Source organism: Amycolatopsis sp. NPDC051071, from assembly GCF_040682875.1.
GTDB lineage: Bacteria > Actinomycetota > Actinomycetes > Mycobacteriales > Pseudonocardiaceae > Amycolatopsis.
Map to the genome: position 1 here is coordinate 1 of NZ_JBFBBY010000057.1, position 18,022 is coordinate 18,022.

An 18,022-nucleotide genomic window follows, 5' to 3' on the forward strand; every position below is an offset into this window, starting at 1 on the left:
GTTCCCCCTATCGATGAGCGGCGTGGTGGGGGGGGGGGGGGCGGGGGGGGCGGTCCCGGGACACGGCGCCTCGCGGGGTCAGGTGGGGGCCCAGGGGGTCAGGCCGGCTGTCCGTCGGTCAGGTGGGTGCGGAAGAAGCGGGTCACGTTCGCGACGGCGTTGTCGATCTGCTTCGGCGAGTCGTAGTAGTCGTAGTGGTTTCCATCGGACCACACGAGCTCCTTGGCGCCCTGGACGGCCTCGTGGAGCTTCTTGGCGTTTTCGGGCAGGGCGCTGTTGTCGGAGTGCACGACGATCGTCGGGGTGGTGACGGACGATGCCTGGCCCAGCGCGTCGAAGGTGAGCCAGTTCGTCCACGACGAGACGTCCAGCTCGTTTTTGTACTGCGGGACGTTGCCCCGCGACTCGTTGGTGTAGTAGTCGAAGGCACTTTCGTGCGGGATGTAGTTGGCCGCGTTCTTGTCGGTCTCGCTGTAGACCGTGATGAGGGTTGCTTCGCCGGTCTCCTCGTACTTCTTCCTGGCCGCGGCCGCCTGCTCGCGACGCGTGGCCATGCCGTCCTCGCCGTAGGTGGCGACGAACACGTCCTCATTGACGACGAATCCGGCGATCGTCGCCAGGCCCTTGACCCGCAGGTCCTGCGCGGCGAGGTAGACCGCGTTGCTGGCTGAGGTGCAGACGCCGACCACGCCGACGGCCTCCACGTAGGGAAGCTCGGTCAGGTAGGTGACGGCCGCCTTCAGGTCGCTGAGCTTCTCGGCGGGCGACTCGTACTGACGCGGCTGACCCTCGCTCTCGCCGTAGTGGGCGTAGTCGAAGCTCAGGGCCACGAAGCCCTGCCCGGCGAACTTCTCGGCGTAGGTCCCGGCCATCTGCTCCTTGACCGAGGTGAACGAGCCCTGCACGATCACAGCCGGGTGACGGTCACTCTCATCGAAGCGGTCGGGGGTGAACAGGTCGCCCACCAGGGTCACACCATCACGGTCAAAGCTGATCTTGCGCTGCACTCTGTACTCCTTGGTCGGTTGCTTCGAGATTGCCTCCGGTGGGATGTGTCCGCAATGGGAAGGATTTTTCCTAGGCATCCCCCGTGCCGCATGCTCCCCGAAGCTGACCAATCCTGTCGGCAAACGATGGGTCTCGACCGACCAGCAGTCGACTGCCCGGCAGAACCTCGTCCTGGACGAGGCAGGGCATCGAGGACCCGGTGGCCTTCGAGGAGGACCTGGGCACCTGCGCCTGAAGGCGAAGGCCCGAGGGTGACCTGGGCTGGTCACAACTGGCCACGCGGTGTCAGCAGGCTGCGGACGAGACCGCCAGACGCCAGCGCAGCCCGAAGCCGGATGATCTCCTCGTGCTGAGCAGTCAGCCGTGACACGGCCTGGACCTGGAAGCTGATGAGGTCGGCGTTCTGCTGTTCCTGGGCGGCGACGCGCTTCTTTAGCGAGGCGATCTGGTCCTTCAGTCGTTCGATCTGCCGCTCGCGAGGGTCGGCGATCACGCCGGTGTCGCGCAGTTTGTCCCGACGCCGCTCGAACTCCTCCTTGAGATGCAGGTGCGTGCTGTAGAGCGCAGCGCGGGTGATGCCACTGGCGGCCAGGGTCTTGACGTCGCACTTGCCGCCAGGCGGGAGTTCGCCGCGCAACAGGCGGTCCATCGCCGCGCGGATAGTGGCTTCCTTCTGCGTGCGCGTCTGCTGGTCGAGTCGTCCCATAACTCCAGACCCCGTCCGTCGACGCCGTGCCGCTGTTGGCGTCGATCTCGGCCAAGACGCGTTGCGCACGAGCCAGGTCGGATCCCAACCTGGCCTTCTCGGCCTTCTAGCCGCGACTGAGATTGCCGAGGAACACCGTGGTGCTCTCGACGGCCTGAGCCCACACCGGCCGGTGACACAGATGGTGGGTCGCTTGCGGGCAGCGAGCGGAGTCACACCACCCGATCAAGGTCTACCGAACCCGGGGCGGTTCACTGCTGCTGGCGCTGCTGGGTGCGGAGTTCGACGCCGAACTCACCCGGGGGCAGCGCGTCGAGGCAGGGCAGTCTTACGAGCGGGAGCTTTCCCGCCATCGCAGGATACCCGCGCATGTTGCGACGGCGGCATTGCACAGGCGTCCCAGGGTTAGCTGCCACCCAGGAGGGGTAGCCGTGTGGGCAAGGACGTGTCCCCGTACGAGTGGAAGATAGGACGGTAATGGCCAGCGACCCCGGTGGGCGGTTGTCGCAGGACCGCTCGGCCGCGCAGTTGATCAGCGATGCATCCGAGCAGTTGTCTCGTCTGGTGCGGGACGAGATGCGGTTGGCTGTGGCGGAGGTACAGCAGAAGGGCAAACGTGTCGGTGTCGGCGCGGGTTTGTTCGGTGTGGCCGGGGTCTTGGCGCTGGTGGGGAAGAAACAGGTTCAGCGAGGGATTCCGCCGGTGCCGGAAGAGGCCGTGAGCAGTGTCAAAACCGATATCGCGACCGTGAAGGAAGGGTTTTAGCGATGAGTACTTCGCCCCGTAAGCCGGACGGCAAGGCCGCCTCGACGCCGGCGACACCGTCAGCGGGTACGACCGCCGCTTCCGCGGGTTCCGTGCCGAGCCCGCAACCGCGTGCGGCGACAGGCACAGAGTCGAAAAGCAAGTCGAACGCGAAACCCCGGACGGAGCCGGACGAGATCCGGCGTGACATTGAAGAGACCCGGGGAGACCTTGCGGACACTGTGGACGAGTTGGCGCGCAAGGCGGATGTACCCGGTCAAGTCAAGGACAAGGTGCACGACGCCACCGAGACCGTGCAGGCCAAAGCCGGGGAGGTCAAACTCCAGGCACAAGCCAAGGCTCAGGAAGCGTTGGACAAGCTTCCGCCGCCCGCGCGGGAGCGGGTCGAACAGCTGGGGACAACAGCGCGGCAACGGCCGCTGGTGACGGCGGCGCTCGCGCTGGTGATGGGCGTGCTGCTGGGGCGGCTGTCGCGCCGTCAGCGGGCCTCAGGCTCGCAGGGGGCATGACCGGTGAAACTGCTGTACAAGCCGCTGGGTTTGCTGATCAGCGTCCTGGGCGGTCTCGCCGCAGGCGCGGTCTTCTCCCAGGTGTGGAAGCTGCTCACCGGCGAGGACGACGCCCCCGAGGCGACCGATCAAGACCGCGGCTGGAGGGAAATCCTGACCGCCGCCGCAGTGCAGGGAGCGGTCTTCGGACTGGTGAAAGCCGCCCTCGACCGGGGCGGGGCGGCGGGGTTCCGCAAAATCACCGGTACCTGGCCCGGTGACCGCTCCGGGAAGTCCGACGACTAGCACCGCCACCAAGATTCCGGATTCGTTGAAACCACTGGGAAGGGAGTAAACATAGCGGCCAAGGTCGAGGTGTACACCGATCCGGCCGGGAAATTCCGGTCCCAGCTCAAAGCCGCCAACGGTGAGGTCGTCGCTGTGGGAAGCGAAGCCTACGAGGCCAAATCCGGTGCGCTCAAAGGCATCGACTCCGTTAAACGCAATGCCGCCGAAGCCGGCATCGATGACCTCACTCAGGGCTGAGGAGCGGTATCCGGCGTGTCAGCAGGGCCGTGGCCACGCCCAGCGCCGCTCCTGCGGCGACGTCGGTGGGCCAGTGCACTCGGGTACGGACCCGGCCATAGGCCACTACTACCGCCAGTGGCGCCACCGCCGCTCCCAGCACCGCGTGTTCCAGCCATAACGCGGTGGTGAACGCGGCAGCGGCGGTGGCGTGCGCGGACGGGAACGAGGACGAATCAGGGTGTTCGGGCAACGCCTGGCGAGCAGGCAGGTGCTCGGCACGCGGCCGGCGCCGGTGCCCGAGCAGCCCGCCGAGCACATGTCCCGCCGCGGATGCCGCCGCCACCGCGGTCATCCCGCGCATCGCGGCGCGCCGGGCCGTGCCCGCTCGGGTGGCCAGGCCCGCGGCGATCACTGCCCACAGTGCGCTGCCCCGGGCCGCTGTGGACAACCACACCACCGCCCGGCGCGGAGCCCACGGGGACAGCGACGCCTCCACTGCCGTGCACTCCACCTGGTTGACCTGCTCTATCCTCATTCACATACCCTCTTCGTCCGTTGTCGATACGCAGACGATTCGTCTTATCAGCCCCGATGACGATAATCCAGTCCGAAGGGTTCGCCGAGATCCCAAAGCAGAAAAGTGCTGTTTGCGAGCAACAGCACCCTGCTGTTTCGCGGCATCAACCAAGTCCGTGAAGGAACAGCCACGACTGGTCTCGCGGACAGGTTCGCCTGCCTTGGCCGCGAGACGCGTGCGCCGGGTCATGGTGCACCCCCGAGGCCGGCGCGATAGGACCAATCGGTGAGATCCCGACGCAACGCGGGCAGGCGGACCGCGATCGCGGGCACTCGGGAACGAAGATCAGGAAAGATGTCTCTCGGTCCCTCGCTGTCCATGTCCCATTCCTCCGCGTCCACACCTTCACTCGACGCCGGCCAGCGGCTCTATCAGCCACATCGCGAACCCGTTGCGTGAGTGATTGCGACTCACTCAAGAGAAGGTCGACCAGTACCGCGAGGCAATCGGCGGTGTGCACATTTATTACTGAAACCACTCGGGTGCCAGGACGCGGCCCCCCCTACGGTCGGAGCTCCTTCAGGCGCGGCAGGCTAGCACAATCAAGAAATAGCTCGACAATCCCCTGCGCCGCGAGTGGTGCCGTGGGCATCGACTGTGAGTGGCTCGAACATCAGTGCGTGTGCGGGTGGGCGCTGCTGCCGGAATCCATTCGGCCTCCTCACGACGAGGTGTCACAGGCGCCAAATGTGGGTACATCCCTAGCCCGACCGGATGTCATGTTCTTGCGGTGGTGACGACGGAGGAGACACGTCGAAGTGTTTCGCGTCTCCGCTCCGCTGACCTTGCGGTTCAATTCCTCCCATACGGAAGACAGGTACGCACGATGATCGACCCGGCCATGGCCGACCACTTGTTCCGCTGCGAGGTTGTCGACACTTACGGAGAGACCGTCGGTGCCATCGGATCGGTGTGGTTGGCCGATGGTACTGGCCAGCCTCTGTGGGCGTCGGTGCAAATGGGTATGTTGGGGCTGAACGAATCCGCACTGCCGCTGCACACCGCCGAGTTGCATGACGTGCAAATCCATGTCCCCTTTCCCAAGCAACAGATTGCTCAGGCGCCTGGGGTCGATACGACGCAACCCGCGATGACCGACGCCGAGCAGGCCGCCTTGACTCAGCACTACGGTCTAGCGGTTACCGCAGACTACCGGGACACCGGCAGGGGGAAGGGACAGGACGAGGGACACGACTGGCCCATGTCTAGTGGCCAGCTGCCGGATCGGCAGGCACAGCTCGACGGGAGTGTCGATCTGCGGCGTGGCCACGCACTGGGGTCGGCGTACGGCCGCCCCATGGACGACCCTGTGGTGACACGTTCGGAGGAACACTTCGTCGTCGATACCGAATCGGTGCCCACTGGCCGGATGCGGTTGGTCAAGTACGTGGTCACTGAGCGGCAACAGGTCACCGTTGAGTTCACGCACGAGGAAGTGAGGTTGGAGCGTGAACCCATTGCCGGCTCAGACATGACATCCGGAGGGTGGCGAGGCGATGACGCAGATATCGAGCGGGAGATGATCCTTTACGCGGAACGTCCTTTCGTGCAAACGGAAACCGTTGCGGTGGAGCGTGTCCGGCTGCCCCAAAACACGGTCGTCGACGAGTAGGCGTCCACCAGCCTCCTCGCCGTCCTCGATCTCCCCTGCCTGTACTCAGGGGTTGAAAGGAAAGGTCTTCGCGCCGAGACGATGAGGTTTCGTTCGCCGTTCCATGGGTGTGGTGTGTGTTGTCGCGGCCTCGCGCGGCGCGATGACGAGTTGCCCGTCGGCGTCCAGGCTTACCTCGTGTGCCCATGTTTCGATCCGATGGGGAATGTCCCGGCCGAAGACGGACGCCAGATCGGGCAGCGCCTCCCGGTAGCCGAGATCGGCGAACAGCCGACGTACCCGGTCGGCGTCACCGGGTGCTCCGGGCAGGTCCGCGATACCGCTGTCCCGGTAGGTGCCGACGCCGATCGCGATGAAGAACCGACGGCTCATGCCGTATCACCGCTCCGGAGACCCTGTGCGACGACGCGGCCGGTCGAGGGTGCCGTCAGGTAGCGCGGTAAGTCGTGCATTCGTACACCGTTGGTGATCGTTTTGTCCCGCACGTGGGGAAAACGATCTGCCAAGCGGCTCGGCCGCGCGACGATGTCGCCTTGATCGGCGATGTTCGTCCAGCGGCGCACGTTGCCCGGCCAGACACCCATCTCACCGACTGGAGCCGGGATGAGGCGGTCGAAGACCACTGAGCGCAGCAGTTCCGGTCCGGCGAACTCTAGCCCGATTCCGTGTACGACAACCACCCGTGCCACCAGTCGCCTCCGTGGGCTTCATTGTGACCAGAAGCGCGAATACTACTGCTAGGGGCGCCCGACCACGGTCGTATCCGGGAGCATGCCGCCTGGCAGGTGGCGAAGATGACGGTGCGAAGAGCGCTGATCGGATCGATCAACGCTCTTCGCGTGTCAAGGCATCAGTACGAGCGTCATCGCGTTTGGGCGTTGGGCTCGAGGAAACTCCACCCGGGGCCGCAAGCCACGGTGGCCCTGCCGGGATCGCCCTGCCTCTCCCAGCCGCTGTAGAAGTTGGAATAGTCCCAGCTGCCGGTAGGAGTCTGATACTTGCAGCGGGCCACTGCCCGGTACTGCGTGCCCGAAGCGGACGTGTAACAGTAGGCCGACGCCCCGTTTCCGCTCTGCGCGGCAGAGCAGTAAGCGGGAGCCGCGGACGCCGGCGACGCCACGGCAATGGACAATCCGGCACTCGTCAGTGTCGCGGCGAGCAGGATCTTCGCGGTCCGAGATTTCATCAAACCCCCATATCAAGTTGTGTCCCAGTGCCCCGAACAGGCGTGCCCGGGCCTTCGAAGGGATTGTGACATGTTGAACTCACCTGTCACAACCCCTACCCGTGAGCCGTCTGGCGACGTCCGTTATTCCTCGGTGTCCGGCGCGTTCTCCCGTCCTTCTTTCGTGTAGAGCAGAAGAAACGCCAGGATGCCCGCGATCCCGGAGACGATGCAGACGTTGTCGGCGACATCGGTGCCGAACGCCGTCACGAGCGGGCCCGAGCCGACGATGATGCCGATCGTCTGCCCGGTGACGACCGCGAGGCCGCCGACGAGGAAGGCGAACAGGCAGACGCGAGTCGCGGCCAGCAGAATCCGATACATGGGGATCACGCTCCGGTTCAGTGGGGTAGCCACAGCACACCGACGGCCATCAGCACGCCGAACACCAAGGTGGGCAACAGGTAGTAGAGGACGACCGGGACGAAGATCCGCACCGGGTTGATCTCGGCGATGCCCGCCGCGACGTACAGCGGGGCCGCGCCGGGCGGTGAGCATCCCTCCGACGACGCCCACACGAGGATGGCGGCGAAGGCGACGTGCGGGGGGATACCGGCGGCGGTCAGCGCGGCGAACGCGACCGGGCCGACGGCGGCGACCGTGGACGTGGTGTTGAGCGGCCCCGCGACGATCACGATGACGACGCCGACCACGATGGCCGCCACGAGTGGGGAGACTCCGGTGAGTCCCTCCAGGTAGGGCTTGAGCTGATCGTCGAGCCCGAGTGTCTTCAGCACGTTGGACGCGGCGAAGGCGGAGATCATCGTGACCCCGACCAGGCCGAGCTTCGGCCCCACCGCCCCGAACAGGCCCCACCACTGCGCCCGGCCCTTCGGCAGCGCCTTCCGCTCGACGAGCAGGCCGACCAGCAGCATGACGATCGGCAGCCAGATGAGCAGCGGGATCGCGTCGGGCGCGTCGATGCCGATGCGGGCCGAGACGAAGTCGGCGGTCGGCGGGGCGGTGAGCAGGATCGGGACGGCGATCGAGCCGAGGACGACCAGTGACGGCCAGCCGACCTTGAACGAGGACCGCAGCGGGTGGATGTCCTGCGGTTCCATCGCCTGGACACCGCGCCGCTTCACGATGACGTACGCCACGAGCAGCCGCATCCCGACCATCCACGCGCCGGTGACGAAGATCGTCGCGACGATGTCGCCCGCGCTGAGCACCGGCACCACGGTCGGCGCGGCCAGCAGGATGAAGAACGCGCCACTGAAGGGGAAGGTGGCGCCGACACCGGCGTTCCCGGACAGCACGAGCGCCGCGGTCTCACCGCTCGCCTTGGACCGCTTCATCCAGGGGATGGTGATGGAGCCGACGGTGGCCACGATCGCGGCGCCGTTGTGGGCGACCGCGCCGAACAGTCCGGACGCGACGGTCGCCGCGTAGGCCGATCCACCCCGCCGCCTGCCGAGGAACGAGCTGAGGATGTTGACCATCCGCTGCACCAGCCCGGTCCTGGTCAGCAGTTCGCTGACGAAGACGAACGCCAGCGCGGCGAAGGTGATTTCGGATTTCAGCCCGTCGACGAGGCTTTCCCAGGCGACGGCGAAGAAATCCGTGCCCGCGAAGGCGGCGGTGACGAGAAAGCCGACCACCATCGCTTCGCCGATGTTGCGTTTGAAGACCGCGTTCCACACGACGATGGCGCCGATGAACGCGATGAGAGCCAGGATCGCGTTCATCTGAGTGTCCTTTGTGGCAGGTGGTGGGGTAAGGATCGCATGGGGAGTGCCTCCGGTGACGTCATTGGCAGAGAGGGAGATCCGGTGGGGGAGGGATCAGCCGGTGATGAGGCCGGCGTCGCGGTAGGCGGCCTTCGCCTCCGGGCCGGAGAGGAAACGCAGCAGGTCCGCGGCTTCGGGTGGCGCCGAGCAGCCGAGTGCGGCCGAGAGTTCGCTGTAGTGCTGGGCCCCGTCGGGGAGCGGGCCGATGATCCGGGCCTGTGGGACGAACTTCAGTTCGCTGACCTGCTGGACGGCGAGGTCGGCACGGCCGTCGGTGATGGCGAGTGCCGTGAAGCCCTTCTCGACGATGGTGGCTCGCGCGTTCACCTCGTCGGCGATGCCCAGGTCCTGGATCAGCCGGGCGAAGTAGATGCCGCTCGCCCCGCTGCGCGAGTAGGCGACCGAGCGCGCCGAGGTCAGAGCGGTGCGCAGGGCGTCAACGGTGCCGATGTCGGGACTGTCCAGTTCCGGCGCGGTCGCGATGCCGATGCCGCTCTTCGCCAGCACGACACGGGAGTCGGGGGTGACCGCGCCGGCGGCGGCCAGTTCGGTGAAGGCGTCGCTCACGGCGATCACGACGTCGGGTTTGGCGCCCTCGCCGATCTTCTTGACCAGGATCGTCGTGGGATCGAACGTGACGTCGAGTTCGGCCTGGGTGAACGCGGGCAGCAGGACTTCGTCGAGTGCCTTCTTCACCGAGAGAGCGCTGAAGAGGCTGAGCCGGGTGGTCATGGGTTTTCCCTTCGAACGGGTGGGGTATGGAGGGCGTCGCGCTGCCGATCGGTCAGCGGACGAGGGGAGAGACCCTTCAACAGCAGGAAGATCTCCGCGGTGTGCTCGAGTTCTTCGAGTGCGTCCATAGCGGCGTCGAGGCTCGTCCCGGCGACCACCGGGCCGTGGTTGGCGAGCAGCAGCGCCGGATGGTCGAAGGCGGCGCGAGCGATCGGCTCGGCGACGCCGGGGTCGCCCGGTGGGTGGTAGGGGAGCAGGGGGAGGCGGCCGACCCGCATCGCGAAATACGCGGTCAGCGGCGGGATGGCATCGTCCGGATCGAGGCCGTCCAGGCACGAGACGGCCGCGGAGTACGTCGAGTGGGTGTGCACGACGGCGTTCGCGGATGGCCGTTGCCGCAACACGATCGCGTGAAAGAACGCCTCTTTGGACGGCGGGGGCCCGGCGAGGTGCTGTCCGTCGGCGTCCACGACCGACAGGTCTCCCGGCCGTAGGGTGCCGAGGCAGGCCCCGGTGGGCGTGACGAGGATCTGCTCGCCGTAGCGCACTGAGATATTGCCCGTGCGGCCGTGGGTGAGCCCTCGGTCGTAGAGGGAACGGGCCGCGGCGATGACGCGTTCGCGGGGGAGCCGGTCGCCGCTCATGAGCCGGACGCCGTCGCGAGGAGGCCCGGGTCGCCGAAGTTGCCCGACTTGAGCAACAACGCGGGATGACGTTCGTCGACGGGGTGGATCCAGGGCACCCCGGGTGCCGCTTCGGCCCCGATGACACCGCCGCGGACGCCGAGTGCGGTGACGATCGCCCCGGAGGTCTCGCCGCCCGCCGCGACGAGTCGGCGCACCCCGCGTTCGGCGAGGCCGGCGGCGATGAGCCCGGTCGCCCTCTCCAAAATTTCAGCCGACCTCGCGACGCCCAATACCTCTTGAGTGCGTTTGAGCTCCGCCGGACTCAGTGACGAATAGATCAACGGCGAGTCGCCGCCGGTCAGGGAGTCGTACCAGGTCAGCGCGCCCGTCGCGAGATCGTCGGGATCCGGTGTCTTGACCGGGTCCAGGCGGTGGGCAGGACGGCCGAGCCGCCTCATGACGGCGACCTGCTCCAGCGTTCGCGCCGAACAACTGCCGGACAGCACCGCGGCGGGACCGGTCGGTGTCCGTGCGGCGGCGGGCGAGGGGGCGGTGGACGCCCGGGCGACAGCGAGCCCGGCAGCCAGTCCCGCCGCGCCGGCGACGAGGGGCGAGTCCACCGCGATCCGCCCCAGCAGCCGCAGATCCTCTTCCGTCAAAGCATCGGCGAGGACGTAGCCGCCGGTCGCCATCGCTTCGCGTACGGCGGCTTCGCCTCGGCGGACGACGTCGTGCTTGATCAGGGCTACCGGCGTGTCGGTCTGGGCTCGCAGCAGGCGGGGCAGATGCGAATCCGTCATCGGCGTCGCGGGATGGTCGCGCATCGGCGACTCGGCCAGCAGGGTGTCGCCGACGAACAGGTAGCCCTGGTACTGCGTGCGCCCGTGCTCCGGCGAACTCGGCGTCGTCACCACCGTTCCGGGCGGCAGGGCCTGTGACAGCGCGTCGAGAACCGGGCCGATATTGCCCCGCGGTGTCGAGTCGAAAGTGGAGCAGTACTTGAAGTAGATCTGCTCCGCGTCCCGGTTTCGCAGCCACCGCAACGCTTTCATCGACAACGAGACCGCGTCGGCGACCGGGATGGAGCGGCTCTTGAGCGCGATCACCACGGCGTCGTGCGCGGGTGGTTCCTCGGTCTCGGGCGGTACGCCGAAGAACAGCAGAGTCCGCAGGCCGCCCCGGCGGAAGGCGACCGCGACGTCGGTCGCGCCGGTGAAGTCGTCGGCGATCGCGCCGAGCACACCCGTCATCCGCCGATCACCGCCTTCAGCCTCTTCGCGGCGCTGCGGGGTCCGGACACGACCGGCAGGCCGAGCGCGGAAGACAGTTCCTCGGCCCGTGGAGCCAGCGAGTACTGGGCCAGCAGGACAAGGTCCCAGGCGCCGGTCTCCGCCTGAGGGGTCTCGACGAGCTTGTCCGGCGCGAGCACCCCGCCGACCTCGACGGTGATCCCCTTGTCGCGGGCCGCCTGTGCGAAGCGCGCCGTCGAGTCGGCCAGCGCCGAGGCCAGCGAGGCGACCACGAGGATCCTGGTGTGACCGCTGGACAACGCGTCGTCGAACGCGGCTTCGTCCGGGGCCAGGAGCGGGACCGGCGCGTCGACCTGTTTGGTGACCTCGCCGTAGAGCGAGCAGGTGAGCAGGACGCCGTCGGCGCCACCGGTGACGGCGTAGTCGATGAGATGGCGCATGCGGTCGTCCAGCGCGGGGGTCCGGCCGTCCGGCCCGACGTCGGCCAGCAGCCGGTCGTCAAGGATGTTCCACGGCTGGGCCCGCGGGAAGCCCGTCGCCAACGCGTTCACGGCAGGCGGGATCGCGGCGGGGGTGGCGCTGATCAGCGCGATGCGCGGGTTCATCGGACCTGCTCCTTGATCCAGTTCAGACCCGCTTCGGTGGTGGTGGCGGGCTGGTACTCGCAGCCGATCCAGCCTTCGTAACCCTCGGATTTCAGGGTGCTGAAGACGTCGGGCCAGCGGACGACGCCGGTACCGGGTTCGGCCCGGCCGGGCGAGTCGGCGATCTGCACGTGCGCGGTCCGGGGGAGGAACTCCCGGAGCGCCGTCAGGACGTCCTTCTCGTCGATGGACGCGTGATAGACGTCGAAAAGCAGGCGCACGTGGTCCTCACCGATGGCGTCGACAACGGCGGCCGCGTGCGACTGGTCGTCCAGGAGGAAGCCGGGTGCGTCCTGCTTGTTCTGTGCTTCCAGCAAAAGCCGGATCCCGGTTCCGCGTGCGAGGTCCGCGGCCCACGCGATGTTCGCGACGTACTGCGCGAAGGCGCGGTCGCGGGAGACGTCCGCGGGCCGGATCCCGGCGGGCAGGTGCAGGAAGGCGCTGCCCAAGGCCACGGCGTACTCCAGGCCGAGTTCGACGCCCTCGCGGAACTTGGCGGCGCGGCCGGGCAGGCACGCGTAGCCGAGACGTTCGGGGGAGCCGGGCTCGCCGGTGGGAGAGTTGACGAGGATCTGGGTCAGGCCCGCGTCGGCGAGGCGCCGGGTCAGGGTGGCGGCGGGGAAGGGGTACGGCGAGGCGTACTCGACGGCGGTGAAGCCCGCCGCGGCGGCCGCGTCGAAGCGCCCTTCGAAGGGGAGTTCCGTGAACAGCCACTTGAGGTTGGCGTCCAGGCGGAGTCCATTGTGGAGGATCATCGGCACGCCGGCCCGGCGTGTTCGGGATTGACGAGGTTGCCGGGGGACCGTCCTCGCAGGGCGTCGATCACCTGGCGGGCGGCCATCAGGCTGGAGCGGGACCGTGCCTGTTCGGTCGCGGCCCCGATATGCGCGGTGACCAGGACGTTGTCGAACCCACGCAGCCTGCTGTCGAGCGGCAACGGCTCTTCGGCGAGCACGTCCAGCGCCGCGCCGGCCAGCGTGCCGTTCTCCAGGGCGTGGGCGAGGGCTTCCTCGTCCACCACTTCCCCGCGGGCCGTGTTGATCAGGAAGGCACCGGGCTTGACCTTCCGCAGCGCGGCCGCGTCGATCAGGTGACGGGTGGAGTCGTCGAGGAAGATGTGCAAGCTCAGGAAGTCGGCCTCGGCCAGTACTTCGTCGAAGGTGCGCCCTTCGACACCGGTCTCGGTCAGGAAGCCCTGGTCCAGGTACGGATCGTGGGCCAGGACACGCATCCCGAGTGACAGCGCCAGGCGTGCGACGGTTTTGCCGATCGAGCCGAGCCCGACTAGGCCGAGCACGGCGCCGTCCAGTTCGCGGCCGCTGCGTTGTTCCCAGCGTCCCGCCCGGACACTCGCGATGTTCTGCGGGATCAGCCTGGCGCAGTTGAGCATGAGCGCCAGGACGTGCTCGGCGACCGACCGGCGGTTGGCGCCGGGGGTGTAGGTGACGGCCACGCCGCACCGGGTCGCCGCGTCGAGGTCGATGTTGTCGTAGCCGACGCCGCAGCGGCCGAACACCTTGAGCCGCGTCGCGGCCTCGATGACGTCGGCGGTGAAGGCGTCGGTCCCCGCGACGATCCCGTCGGCGTCGCGGACGAGGTCGGACAGGGGAGTGCGGTCGGCCTCGCGCTGCGCTGGGGTGGTGAAGACGGTCTCGAAGCCCGCGTCCGAGAGCAGTTGATCGACCTCGCCGCCGGGCTTCAGGTACGAGGTCGTCACGAGTACGCGCTGGGTCATCGGGGTTGTTTCTCCTGTTCGAAGCTGCCTGTTGGGAATACTATAGGATTCATGTCAATACTATAGCGAGGCAAGATCAAGGCTCCCTGACGCGCGGGATATCGTGAGGCGACTAAGGAGGGACACATGGCTTCCCCGCGGAAGTCCGGTCGGCAGCCGCTCGCCGACCGGATGTACGAGGTGCTGCTCGGTCAGTTCACCGACGGCCGATGGTCGGCGGGCGAGCCGGTCAACATCGGTGCGCTGTCACGGGAACTCGACGTCAGCCAGACCCCGCTCCGGGAGGCGCTGGCGCGGCTGGAGCACACCGGGCTCGTCCGCCGTGAGGCGCTCAAGGGCTACCGGGTCGCCCCGCTGCTCACCGAGTTCGAGCTGATCAAGCTGATGGACGCCCGGTTGGTCCTCGAACCCGCGCTCGCCTACGAAGCGGCACGCCGGACGACGCCCGAGTTTTTGAGCGAGGTCATCGAGAGCGTTGACGACCTCGCACGCGCGGCCACGTCGCCGGACACCGAGGTCTTCAGCGCGTACTGGACCATCGACGAGCGGTTCCACCTGCTCATCGCCGCTCAGGCGGACAATCCGTTCCTGGAGAAGGCCTACCGGTCACTCGGGGGACAGGTGCAACGGTTCAGGTTCTTCGCGAAGCTCGGATCGGCCAGGGGAGCTCCCGGGCTGGCGGCGGAGGAGCACCGTGCCGTCTACGAAGCCCTGGTGGCGGGGGAGGCGGACGAAGCCGCCTCCCGCATGCGCCGTCACATCGAGAACGCGAAGCAACGCGTCCTGGAGGACCGGAAGTCCGTCGAGGCCGCGGAACTTCCCGCTGGTCGCTGACCACTTCAGGTGTATAACGCCCTATTCATCGAGGCAATGTTCAAAAACACGAAATTAATCTTGATAGAACCCGCATAGAGTGCGGGACTCTAGGTCCGCGCCCTGTCTACTTGAGCAGGGTGAGGAAGAAGTCCCGGATGTCCGCGGCGAGCAGGTCCGGCACCTCCATCGCGGCGAAGTGACCGCCGCGATCGAACTCCGACCAGTGCCTGATGTCGTACAGCCGCTCGGCCAGCGGTCGCACCGACCGCGTGATGTCGTGCGCGAACACCGCCACGCCGAGGGGGACCGGGCACGGCTCGGCGCCTCGTGGAGTGTCGTGGTGCAGACGTCCGGAGGAGGCCGCGGTTGCCGTCAGCCAGTACAGCGAGATGTCGGTGAGCATCCGGTCGTCGCCGATCGGTGAGCGGGGATCGGTCCACTGTGCGAAGCGTTCGGCGATCCAGACCAGCTGGCCGACCGGCGAGTCGGTCAGCGCGTAGCCGATGGTCTGCGGGGTGGCGGCTTGCAACGCCTGGTACGGCGGGCGATTCGTCATCAGCTGACGGACCTTGGTCAGCCGCCTTTCGTCCTCTTCGGACAGTTTGACGCCGGCGTCCGGGTCCGGCCGGGTCGGCAGGTAGTTGACGTGCACGCCGACGACCTCTTCGGGTGCCACCGCGCCGAGTGTCGTCGAGATTCCGGAGCCGAAGTCGCCGCCCTGTGCGCCGTAGCGCTCGTAGCCGAGTCTGCGCATCAGCTCGGCCCATGCTCGCGCGATCCGGACGATGTCCCAGCCGCGTTCGTGGGTCGGCCCGGAGAAGCCGTAGCCCGGGATGGAGGGGATCACCAGGTGGAAGTCCTGTGACAGTGGCTCGATCACGTCGAGGAATTCCAGGAACGAACCGGGCCAGCCATGGGTGAGGACCAGGGGGAGCGCGTCCGGCTTCGTGGACCGGACGTGGACGAAGTGGATGTTCTGGCCTTCGATCTCGGTGGTGAAGTGTGGAAGCTCGTTGAGGGCGGCTTCCTGTGCGCGCCAGTCGTAGCCGGTGCGCCAGTACTCGGCCAGTTCCTTGAGGCGTGCCAGTGGGAAGCCGTAGTCCCAGCCGGCGTCGGCGACCTCGTTGGGCCAGCGGGTGCGGGACAGCCGGTCGTTGAGGTCGTCGAGATCCGCTTGGGGGATGTCGATGTGGAAAGGCTTGATCATGGTCCCGGCTCCAGGAAGTTCATTCGGTGCCTGAATGTTCAGGCACCTAACGTTTGGTCTCCAAACGATACCGCAATCGTTCGGTCACCAAACGATTCGTTAGACTCGTCACATGGAGAACTCGTCCGAGGAGTCCGCCCGGTGGCAAGGCCTGCCCACTTGGCTGCTCACACAGACCGCCAACCACGCGCATCGCCTGGTGACAGACGGGTTCTCGGCCGTCCACGCGCGCGGCTACCACTACCGGGTGCTGGCGACGCTGGAGGAGTTCGGCCCGGCCAGCCAGGCCGCGCTGGGCCGCCGGAGCGGGATCCACGTGAGTGAAATGGTCGCGACGATCAACGAGCTCGCCGAGGGTGGGCTGGTCGAGCGCGCCCCGGATCCCGCCGATCGGCGGCGCAACATCGTCTCGCTGACCACCGCGGGTAAACGGCGGCTGCGGCGGCTGGCGAAACAACTGGCCGACCGTCAGGACGAACTGCTGGCACCGCTGTCCCCCGAGGAGCGGCAGCGGCTGACCGACCTGCTGTCGAAACTGCTGGAGCACCACAACCGGCGCACCGGCGCCCCGGACGGGGCTTGGCTCAACTAGCACACGCGAGTTCCGCCTCCAAGCACGCGAGTTCCGGCTTCAAGCACGCGAGTTCCGCCTTTAAGCACGCCTCGGTGACGCACGATTTCGCCGCGGGGGCATTTGAGACATCCATCCCGTTGCGCGAGGCGGCATTTGCTGTCCTGTGCTGGTGGAGTCGGCCCACGTCCGACCCTGTGACCTGGGGTGGGACCGTTTTCGATGGCGGAACGAGTGCGTGACTTCGCCGGTGAAGGTGCTTTCCGTTGTGCGAAGCGGCGTTTTATGCCCCCGAAAGCAGGCCGATAGCGTCGTCTGCATGGGATGGAATTTTCGATCGGCCGAAGAACTCGTTGCCGCGTTGCGTACCGGTGAAGTGACCTCGGTGGAACTGACCGACCAGGCGATCGCCCGTATCGAGCGCGACGACGAGGTGATCAACGCGATCTGCGTGCCGGACTTCGACCGTGCGCGGGCCGCCGCGCACCGGGCCGATCAGGCACGCGCCCGCGGCGAGGACCGGCCGTTGCTCGGCGTTCCGGTGACGGTCAAGGAGTCGTACGACATCGCCGGGCTGCCCACGACCTGGGGCATGCCGCCGCATCGGGACTACCTGCCTGCCGAGGACGCGGTGCAGGTGTCGCGGCTCAAGGCCGCGGGCGCGGTGGTGCTCGGCAAGACCAATGTGCCGTTGGGGCTGCAGGATATCCAGAGCTTCAACGACATCTACGGCACCACCAGCAACCCGTGGGATCACGGTCGCACGTCGGGTGGATCCTCCGGCGGGTCGGCGGCGGCGCTGGCGGCCGGGTTCGGCGCGCTGTCCATCGGCTCCGACATCGCCGGTTCGCTGCGGACCCCGGCGCATTTCTGCGGGATCTACGCGCACAAGCCGACACTCGGACTGGCGGCCAACCGCGGTATGGTCGCGCCGTCCGAACCTGCCTTGCCGACCGATCTCGACCTCGCCGTCGTCGGTCCGATGGCGCGTACCGCTCGCGACCTCACGCTCCTGCTCGACGTGATGGCCGGGCCGGACCCGCTGACGCGGGGCGTGGCGTACCGTTTGGCGCTGCCGCCCGCCCGCCATGAGCGGCTGTCCGATTTCCGGGTCTTGGTCCTCGACGGGCATCCGCTCATTCCGACCGGGTCCGCGGTGCGGGCGGGCGTGAACCGGGTGGCCGACGCGCTCGTCGACGGCGGCGCCCGCGTCGAACGGCACACTCCGCTGCTGCCTGATCTGGCCGAAGCCGCCACCCTCTACACGCAGTTGCTGATTTCGGGCTCCGTGGCGCGTTTTCCCGTCGAGTCGTACGAGCAGGTGCGGACCCTCGCCGCCGGACTGAGCGCGGACGACCGGAGTCTTGAGGCCGACCGGCTACGCGCCATGGTGTTCAGTCACCGCGACTGGCTCGAGGCGAACAACCACCGCGAACTCCACCGCCACGGCTGGCGTGAGTTCTTCGCCGAGTTCGACGCCGTGGTGTGCCCGATCACGCCGACGCCCGCGTTCCCGCACGACCACGAACCCAATCTGCTGGTACGGCGCGTCGACATCGACGGCGTCGAGTATCCGTACTTAGACCAGGTCGTCTGGGCGGGCCTGGCCACCATGCCCGGGCTGCCCGCCACCGCCATACCCGCGGGCCGGTCCCCCGAAGGCCTGCCGGTGGGTGTGCAGCTCATCGGTCCGATGTTCGAGGATCGCACCCCGCTGCGGCTGGCCGAGCTGCTCGAGCAGGAGATCGGCGGTTTCCGGGCACCGAAGTAGGATGTCTCCCGATTGTGGCCTTGCCCACGTG

The 18,022-nt window shown here is 67.5% G+C and carries 23 protein-coding genes; 8 read left to right on the top strand and 15 right to left on the bottom strand.

Annotation, left to right across the window (positions count from 1 at the left end; all coding sequences use genetic code 11):
* Positions 1-98: 98 nt before the first annotated feature.
* On the bottom strand, positions 99-1,007 hold the full coding sequence (locus AB0M65_RS19695; RefSeq protein ID WP_364029186.1) for an alpha/beta hydrolase: 909 nt from the start codon (positions 1,005-1,007) through the stop codon (positions 99-101).
* Positions 1,008-1,273: 266 nt separating this feature from the next.
* Complete coding sequence (locus AB0M65_RS19700) at positions 1,274-1,714, bottom strand: hypothetical protein (RefSeq protein WP_364029188.1); 441 nt, start codon at positions 1,712-1,714, stop codon at positions 1,274-1,276.
* A gap of 477 nt (positions 1,715-2,191) precedes the next feature.
* Between AB0M65_RS19700 and AB0M65_RS19705 the strand changes: the two genes are divergently transcribed.
* From AB0M65_RS19705 to AB0M65_RS19720, 4 genes are all read left to right on the top strand, one after another.
* Positions 2,192-2,479, top strand: a complete 288-nt coding sequence (locus AB0M65_RS19705; RefSeq protein ID WP_364029190.1) for a phage holin family protein — start codon at positions 2,192-2,194, stop codon at positions 2,477-2,479.
* Positions 2,480-2,481: 2 nt separating this feature from the next.
* Entirely contained in the window at positions 2,482-2,988 is a 507-nt protein-coding gene (locus AB0M65_RS19710) for a DUF3618 domain-containing protein (protein WP_364029192.1), read from the top strand.
* Positions 2,989-2,991: 3 nt separating this feature from the next.
* A complete protein-coding gene (locus tag AB0M65_RS19715) occupies positions 2,992-3,273 on the top strand; it encodes a DUF4235 domain-containing protein (RefSeq protein WP_364029193.1) in 282 nt (93 codons plus the stop codon).
* Positions 3,274-3,342: 69 nt separating this feature from the next.
* Positions 3,343-3,513 (top strand): YegP family protein, encoded by a 171-nt coding sequence (locus tag AB0M65_RS19720; RefSeq protein ID WP_364029195.1) that lies wholly within the window; start codon positions 3,343-3,345, stop codon positions 3,511-3,513.
* On the opposite strand, the gene AB0M65_RS19725 is transcribed toward AB0M65_RS19720, so the two are convergent.
* Positions 3,500-4,030, bottom strand: a complete 531-nt coding sequence (locus AB0M65_RS19725; protein ID WP_364029197.1) for a phosphatase PAP2 family protein — start codon at positions 4,028-4,030, stop codon at positions 3,500-3,502. The two genes, AB0M65_RS19720 and AB0M65_RS19725, sit on opposite strands and share 14 nt — an antisense overlap.
* An 868-nt stretch (positions 4,031-4,898) precedes the next feature.
* On the opposite strand from AB0M65_RS19725, the gene AB0M65_RS19730 reads away from it, so the two are divergent.
* Entirely contained in the window at positions 4,899-5,684 is a 786-nt protein-coding gene (locus AB0M65_RS19730; RefSeq protein WP_364029199.1) for a PRC and DUF2382 domain-containing protein, read from the top strand.
* A 45-nt stretch (positions 5,685-5,729) separates the two neighbouring features.
* On the opposite strand, the gene AB0M65_RS19735 is transcribed toward AB0M65_RS19730, so the two are convergent.
* The 11 genes from AB0M65_RS19735 to AB0M65_RS19785 form a co-directional block, all read right to left on the bottom strand.
* A complete protein-coding gene (locus tag AB0M65_RS19735) occupies positions 5,730-6,056 on the bottom strand; it encodes a hypothetical protein (RefSeq protein ID WP_364029201.1) in 327 nt (108 codons plus the stop codon).
* Positions 6,053-6,373, bottom strand: a complete 321-nt coding sequence (locus AB0M65_RS19740) for a hypothetical protein (RefSeq protein ID WP_364029203.1) — start codon at positions 6,371-6,373, stop codon at positions 6,053-6,055. The genes AB0M65_RS19735 and AB0M65_RS19740 overlap by 4 nt, the downstream gene beginning before the upstream one ends.
* Before the next feature lie 173 nt (positions 6,374-6,546).
* Complete coding sequence (locus AB0M65_RS19745; protein WP_364029205.1) at positions 6,547-6,870, bottom strand: hypothetical protein; 324 nt, start codon at positions 6,868-6,870, stop codon at positions 6,547-6,549.
* Positions 6,871-6,993: 123 nt separating this feature from the next.
* Positions 6,994-7,233, bottom strand: coding sequence for a hypothetical protein (locus AB0M65_RS19750; protein WP_364029207.1), 240 nt, complete (start codon positions 7,231-7,233; stop codon positions 6,994-6,996).
* 17 nt (positions 7,234-7,250) lie between these two features.
* Positions 7,251-8,597: a TRAP transporter large permease subunit gene (locus AB0M65_RS19755; RefSeq protein WP_364029209.1), complete on the bottom strand. Its 1,347-nt coding sequence runs from the start codon at positions 8,595-8,597 to the stop codon at positions 7,251-7,253.
* Between the two features lie 96 nt (positions 8,598-8,693).
* Positions 8,694-9,371: a substrate-binding domain-containing protein gene (locus AB0M65_RS19760; protein ID WP_364029211.1), complete on the bottom strand. Its 678-nt coding sequence runs from the start codon at positions 9,369-9,371 to the stop codon at positions 8,694-8,696.
* Positions 9,368-10,015: a 3-oxo-tetronate 4-phosphate decarboxylase gene (gene otnC / locus AB0M65_RS19765; RefSeq protein WP_364029213.1), complete on the bottom strand. Its 648-nt coding sequence runs from the start codon at positions 10,013-10,015 to the stop codon at positions 9,368-9,370. Before otnC ends, AB0M65_RS19760 begins: the two co-directional genes overlap by 4 nt.
* Entirely contained in the window at positions 10,012-11,247 is a 1,236-nt protein-coding gene (otnK, locus tag AB0M65_RS19770; RefSeq protein WP_364029215.1) for a 3-oxo-tetronate kinase, read from the bottom strand. Before otnK ends, otnC begins: the two co-directional genes overlap by 4 nt.
* Complete coding sequence (locus AB0M65_RS19775; protein ID WP_364029217.1) at positions 11,244-11,852, bottom strand: hypothetical protein; 609 nt, start codon at positions 11,850-11,852, stop codon at positions 11,244-11,246. Before AB0M65_RS19775 ends, otnK begins: the two co-directional genes overlap by 4 nt.
* Positions 11,849-12,646, bottom strand: a complete 798-nt coding sequence (locus AB0M65_RS19780; RefSeq protein ID WP_364029219.1) for a TIM barrel protein — start codon at positions 12,644-12,646, stop codon at positions 11,849-11,851. Before AB0M65_RS19780 ends, AB0M65_RS19775 begins: the two co-directional genes overlap by 4 nt.
* Positions 12,643-13,626: a phosphoglycerate dehydrogenase gene (locus AB0M65_RS19785; protein ID WP_364029221.1), complete on the bottom strand. Its 984-nt coding sequence runs from the start codon at positions 13,624-13,626 to the stop codon at positions 12,643-12,645. The genes AB0M65_RS19780 and AB0M65_RS19785 overlap by 4 nt, the downstream gene beginning before the upstream one ends.
* A 126-nt stretch (positions 13,627-13,752) precedes the next feature.
* On the opposite strand from AB0M65_RS19785, the gene AB0M65_RS19790 reads away from it, so the two are divergent.
* On the top strand, positions 13,753-14,460 hold the full coding sequence (locus AB0M65_RS19790) for a GntR family transcriptional regulator (RefSeq protein WP_364029223.1): 708 nt from the start codon (positions 13,753-13,755) through the stop codon (positions 14,458-14,460).
* Positions 14,461-14,566: 106 nt separating this feature from the next.
* On the opposite strand, the gene AB0M65_RS19795 is transcribed toward AB0M65_RS19790, so the two are convergent.
* Positions 14,567-15,649, bottom strand: coding sequence for an epoxide hydrolase family protein (locus AB0M65_RS19795; RefSeq protein ID WP_364029225.1), 1,083 nt, complete (start codon positions 15,647-15,649; stop codon positions 14,567-14,569).
* 112 nt (positions 15,650-15,761) lie between these two features.
* Between AB0M65_RS19795 and AB0M65_RS19800 the strand changes: the two genes are divergently transcribed.
* Together AB0M65_RS19800 and AB0M65_RS19805 are read left to right on the top strand one after the other, a co-directional pair.
* Entirely contained in the window at positions 15,762-16,241 is a 480-nt protein-coding gene (locus tag AB0M65_RS19800; RefSeq protein WP_364029227.1) for a MarR family winged helix-turn-helix transcriptional regulator, read from the top strand.
* A 298-nt stretch (positions 16,242-16,539) separates the two neighbouring features.
* Complete coding sequence (locus AB0M65_RS19805) at positions 16,540-17,991, top strand: amidase (RefSeq protein WP_364029229.1); 1,452 nt, start codon at positions 16,540-16,542, stop codon at positions 17,989-17,991.
* Positions 17,992-18,022 lie beyond the last annotated feature (31 nt).

Coding starts and splice junctions, on each gene's coding strand:
- AB0M65_RS19700 (WP_364029188.1), bottom strand. CDS start 1,714: ATGGGACGACTCGACCAGCAGACGCGCACGCAGAAGGAAGCCACTATC.
- AB0M65_RS19705 (WP_364029190.1), top strand. CDS start 2,192: ATGGCCAGCGACCCCGGTGGGCGGTTGTCGCAGGACCGCTCGGCCGCG.
- AB0M65_RS19710 (WP_364029192.1), top strand. CDS start 2,482: ATGAGTACTTCGCCCCGTAAGCCGGACGGCAAGGCCGCCTCGACGCCG.
- AB0M65_RS19725 (WP_364029197.1), bottom strand. CDS start 4,030: ATGAGGATAGAGCAGGTCAACCAGGTGGAGTGCACGGCAGTGGAGGCG.
- AB0M65_RS19730 (WP_364029199.1), top strand. CDS start 4,899: ATGATCGACCCGGCCATGGCCGACCACTTGTTCCGCTGCGAGGTTGTC.
- AB0M65_RS19735 (WP_364029201.1), bottom strand. CDS start 6,056: ATGAGCCGTCGGTTCTTCATCGCGATCGGCGTCGGCACCTACCGGGAC.
- AB0M65_RS19745 (WP_364029205.1), bottom strand. CDS start 6,870: ATGAAATCTCGGACCGCGAAGATCCTGCTCGCCGCGACACTGACGAGT.
- AB0M65_RS19750 (WP_364029207.1), bottom strand. CDS start 7,233: ATGTATCGGATTCTGCTGGCCGCGACTCGCGTCTGCCTGTTCGCCTTC.
- AB0M65_RS19755 (WP_364029209.1), bottom strand. CDS start 8,597: ATGAACGCGATCCTGGCTCTCATCGCGTTCATCGGCGCCATCGTCGTG.
- AB0M65_RS19760 (WP_364029211.1), bottom strand. CDS start 9,371: ATGACCACCCGGCTCAGCCTCTTCAGCGCTCTCTCGGTGAAGAAGGCA.
- otnC (WP_364029213.1), bottom strand. CDS start 10,015: ATGAGCGGCGACCGGCTCCCCCGCGAACGCGTCATCGCCGCGGCCCGT.
- otnK (WP_364029215.1), bottom strand. CDS start 11,247: ATGACGGGTGTGCTCGGCGCGATCGCCGACGACTTCACCGGCGCGACC.
- AB0M65_RS19775 (WP_364029217.1), bottom strand. CDS start 11,852: ATGAACCCGCGCATCGCGCTGATCAGCGCCACCCCCGCCGCGATCCCG.
- AB0M65_RS19780 (WP_364029219.1), bottom strand. CDS start 12,646: ATGATCCTCCACAATGGACTCCGCCTGGACGCCAACCTCAAGTGGCTG.
- AB0M65_RS19785 (WP_364029221.1), bottom strand. CDS start 13,626: ATGACCCAGCGCGTACTCGTGACGACCTCGTACCTGAAGCCCGGCGGC.
- AB0M65_RS19790 (WP_364029223.1), top strand. CDS start 13,753: ATGGCTTCCCCGCGGAAGTCCGGTCGGCAGCCGCTCGCCGACCGGATG.
- AB0M65_RS19795 (WP_364029225.1), bottom strand. CDS start 15,649: ATGATCAAGCCTTTCCACATCGACATCCCCCAAGCGGATCTCGACGAC.
- AB0M65_RS19800 (WP_364029227.1), top strand. CDS start 15,762: ATGGAGAACTCGTCCGAGGAGTCCGCCCGGTGGCAAGGCCTGCCCACT.
- AB0M65_RS19805 (WP_364029229.1), top strand. CDS start 16,540: ATGGGATGGAATTTTCGATCGGCCGAAGAACTCGTTGCCGCGTTGCGT.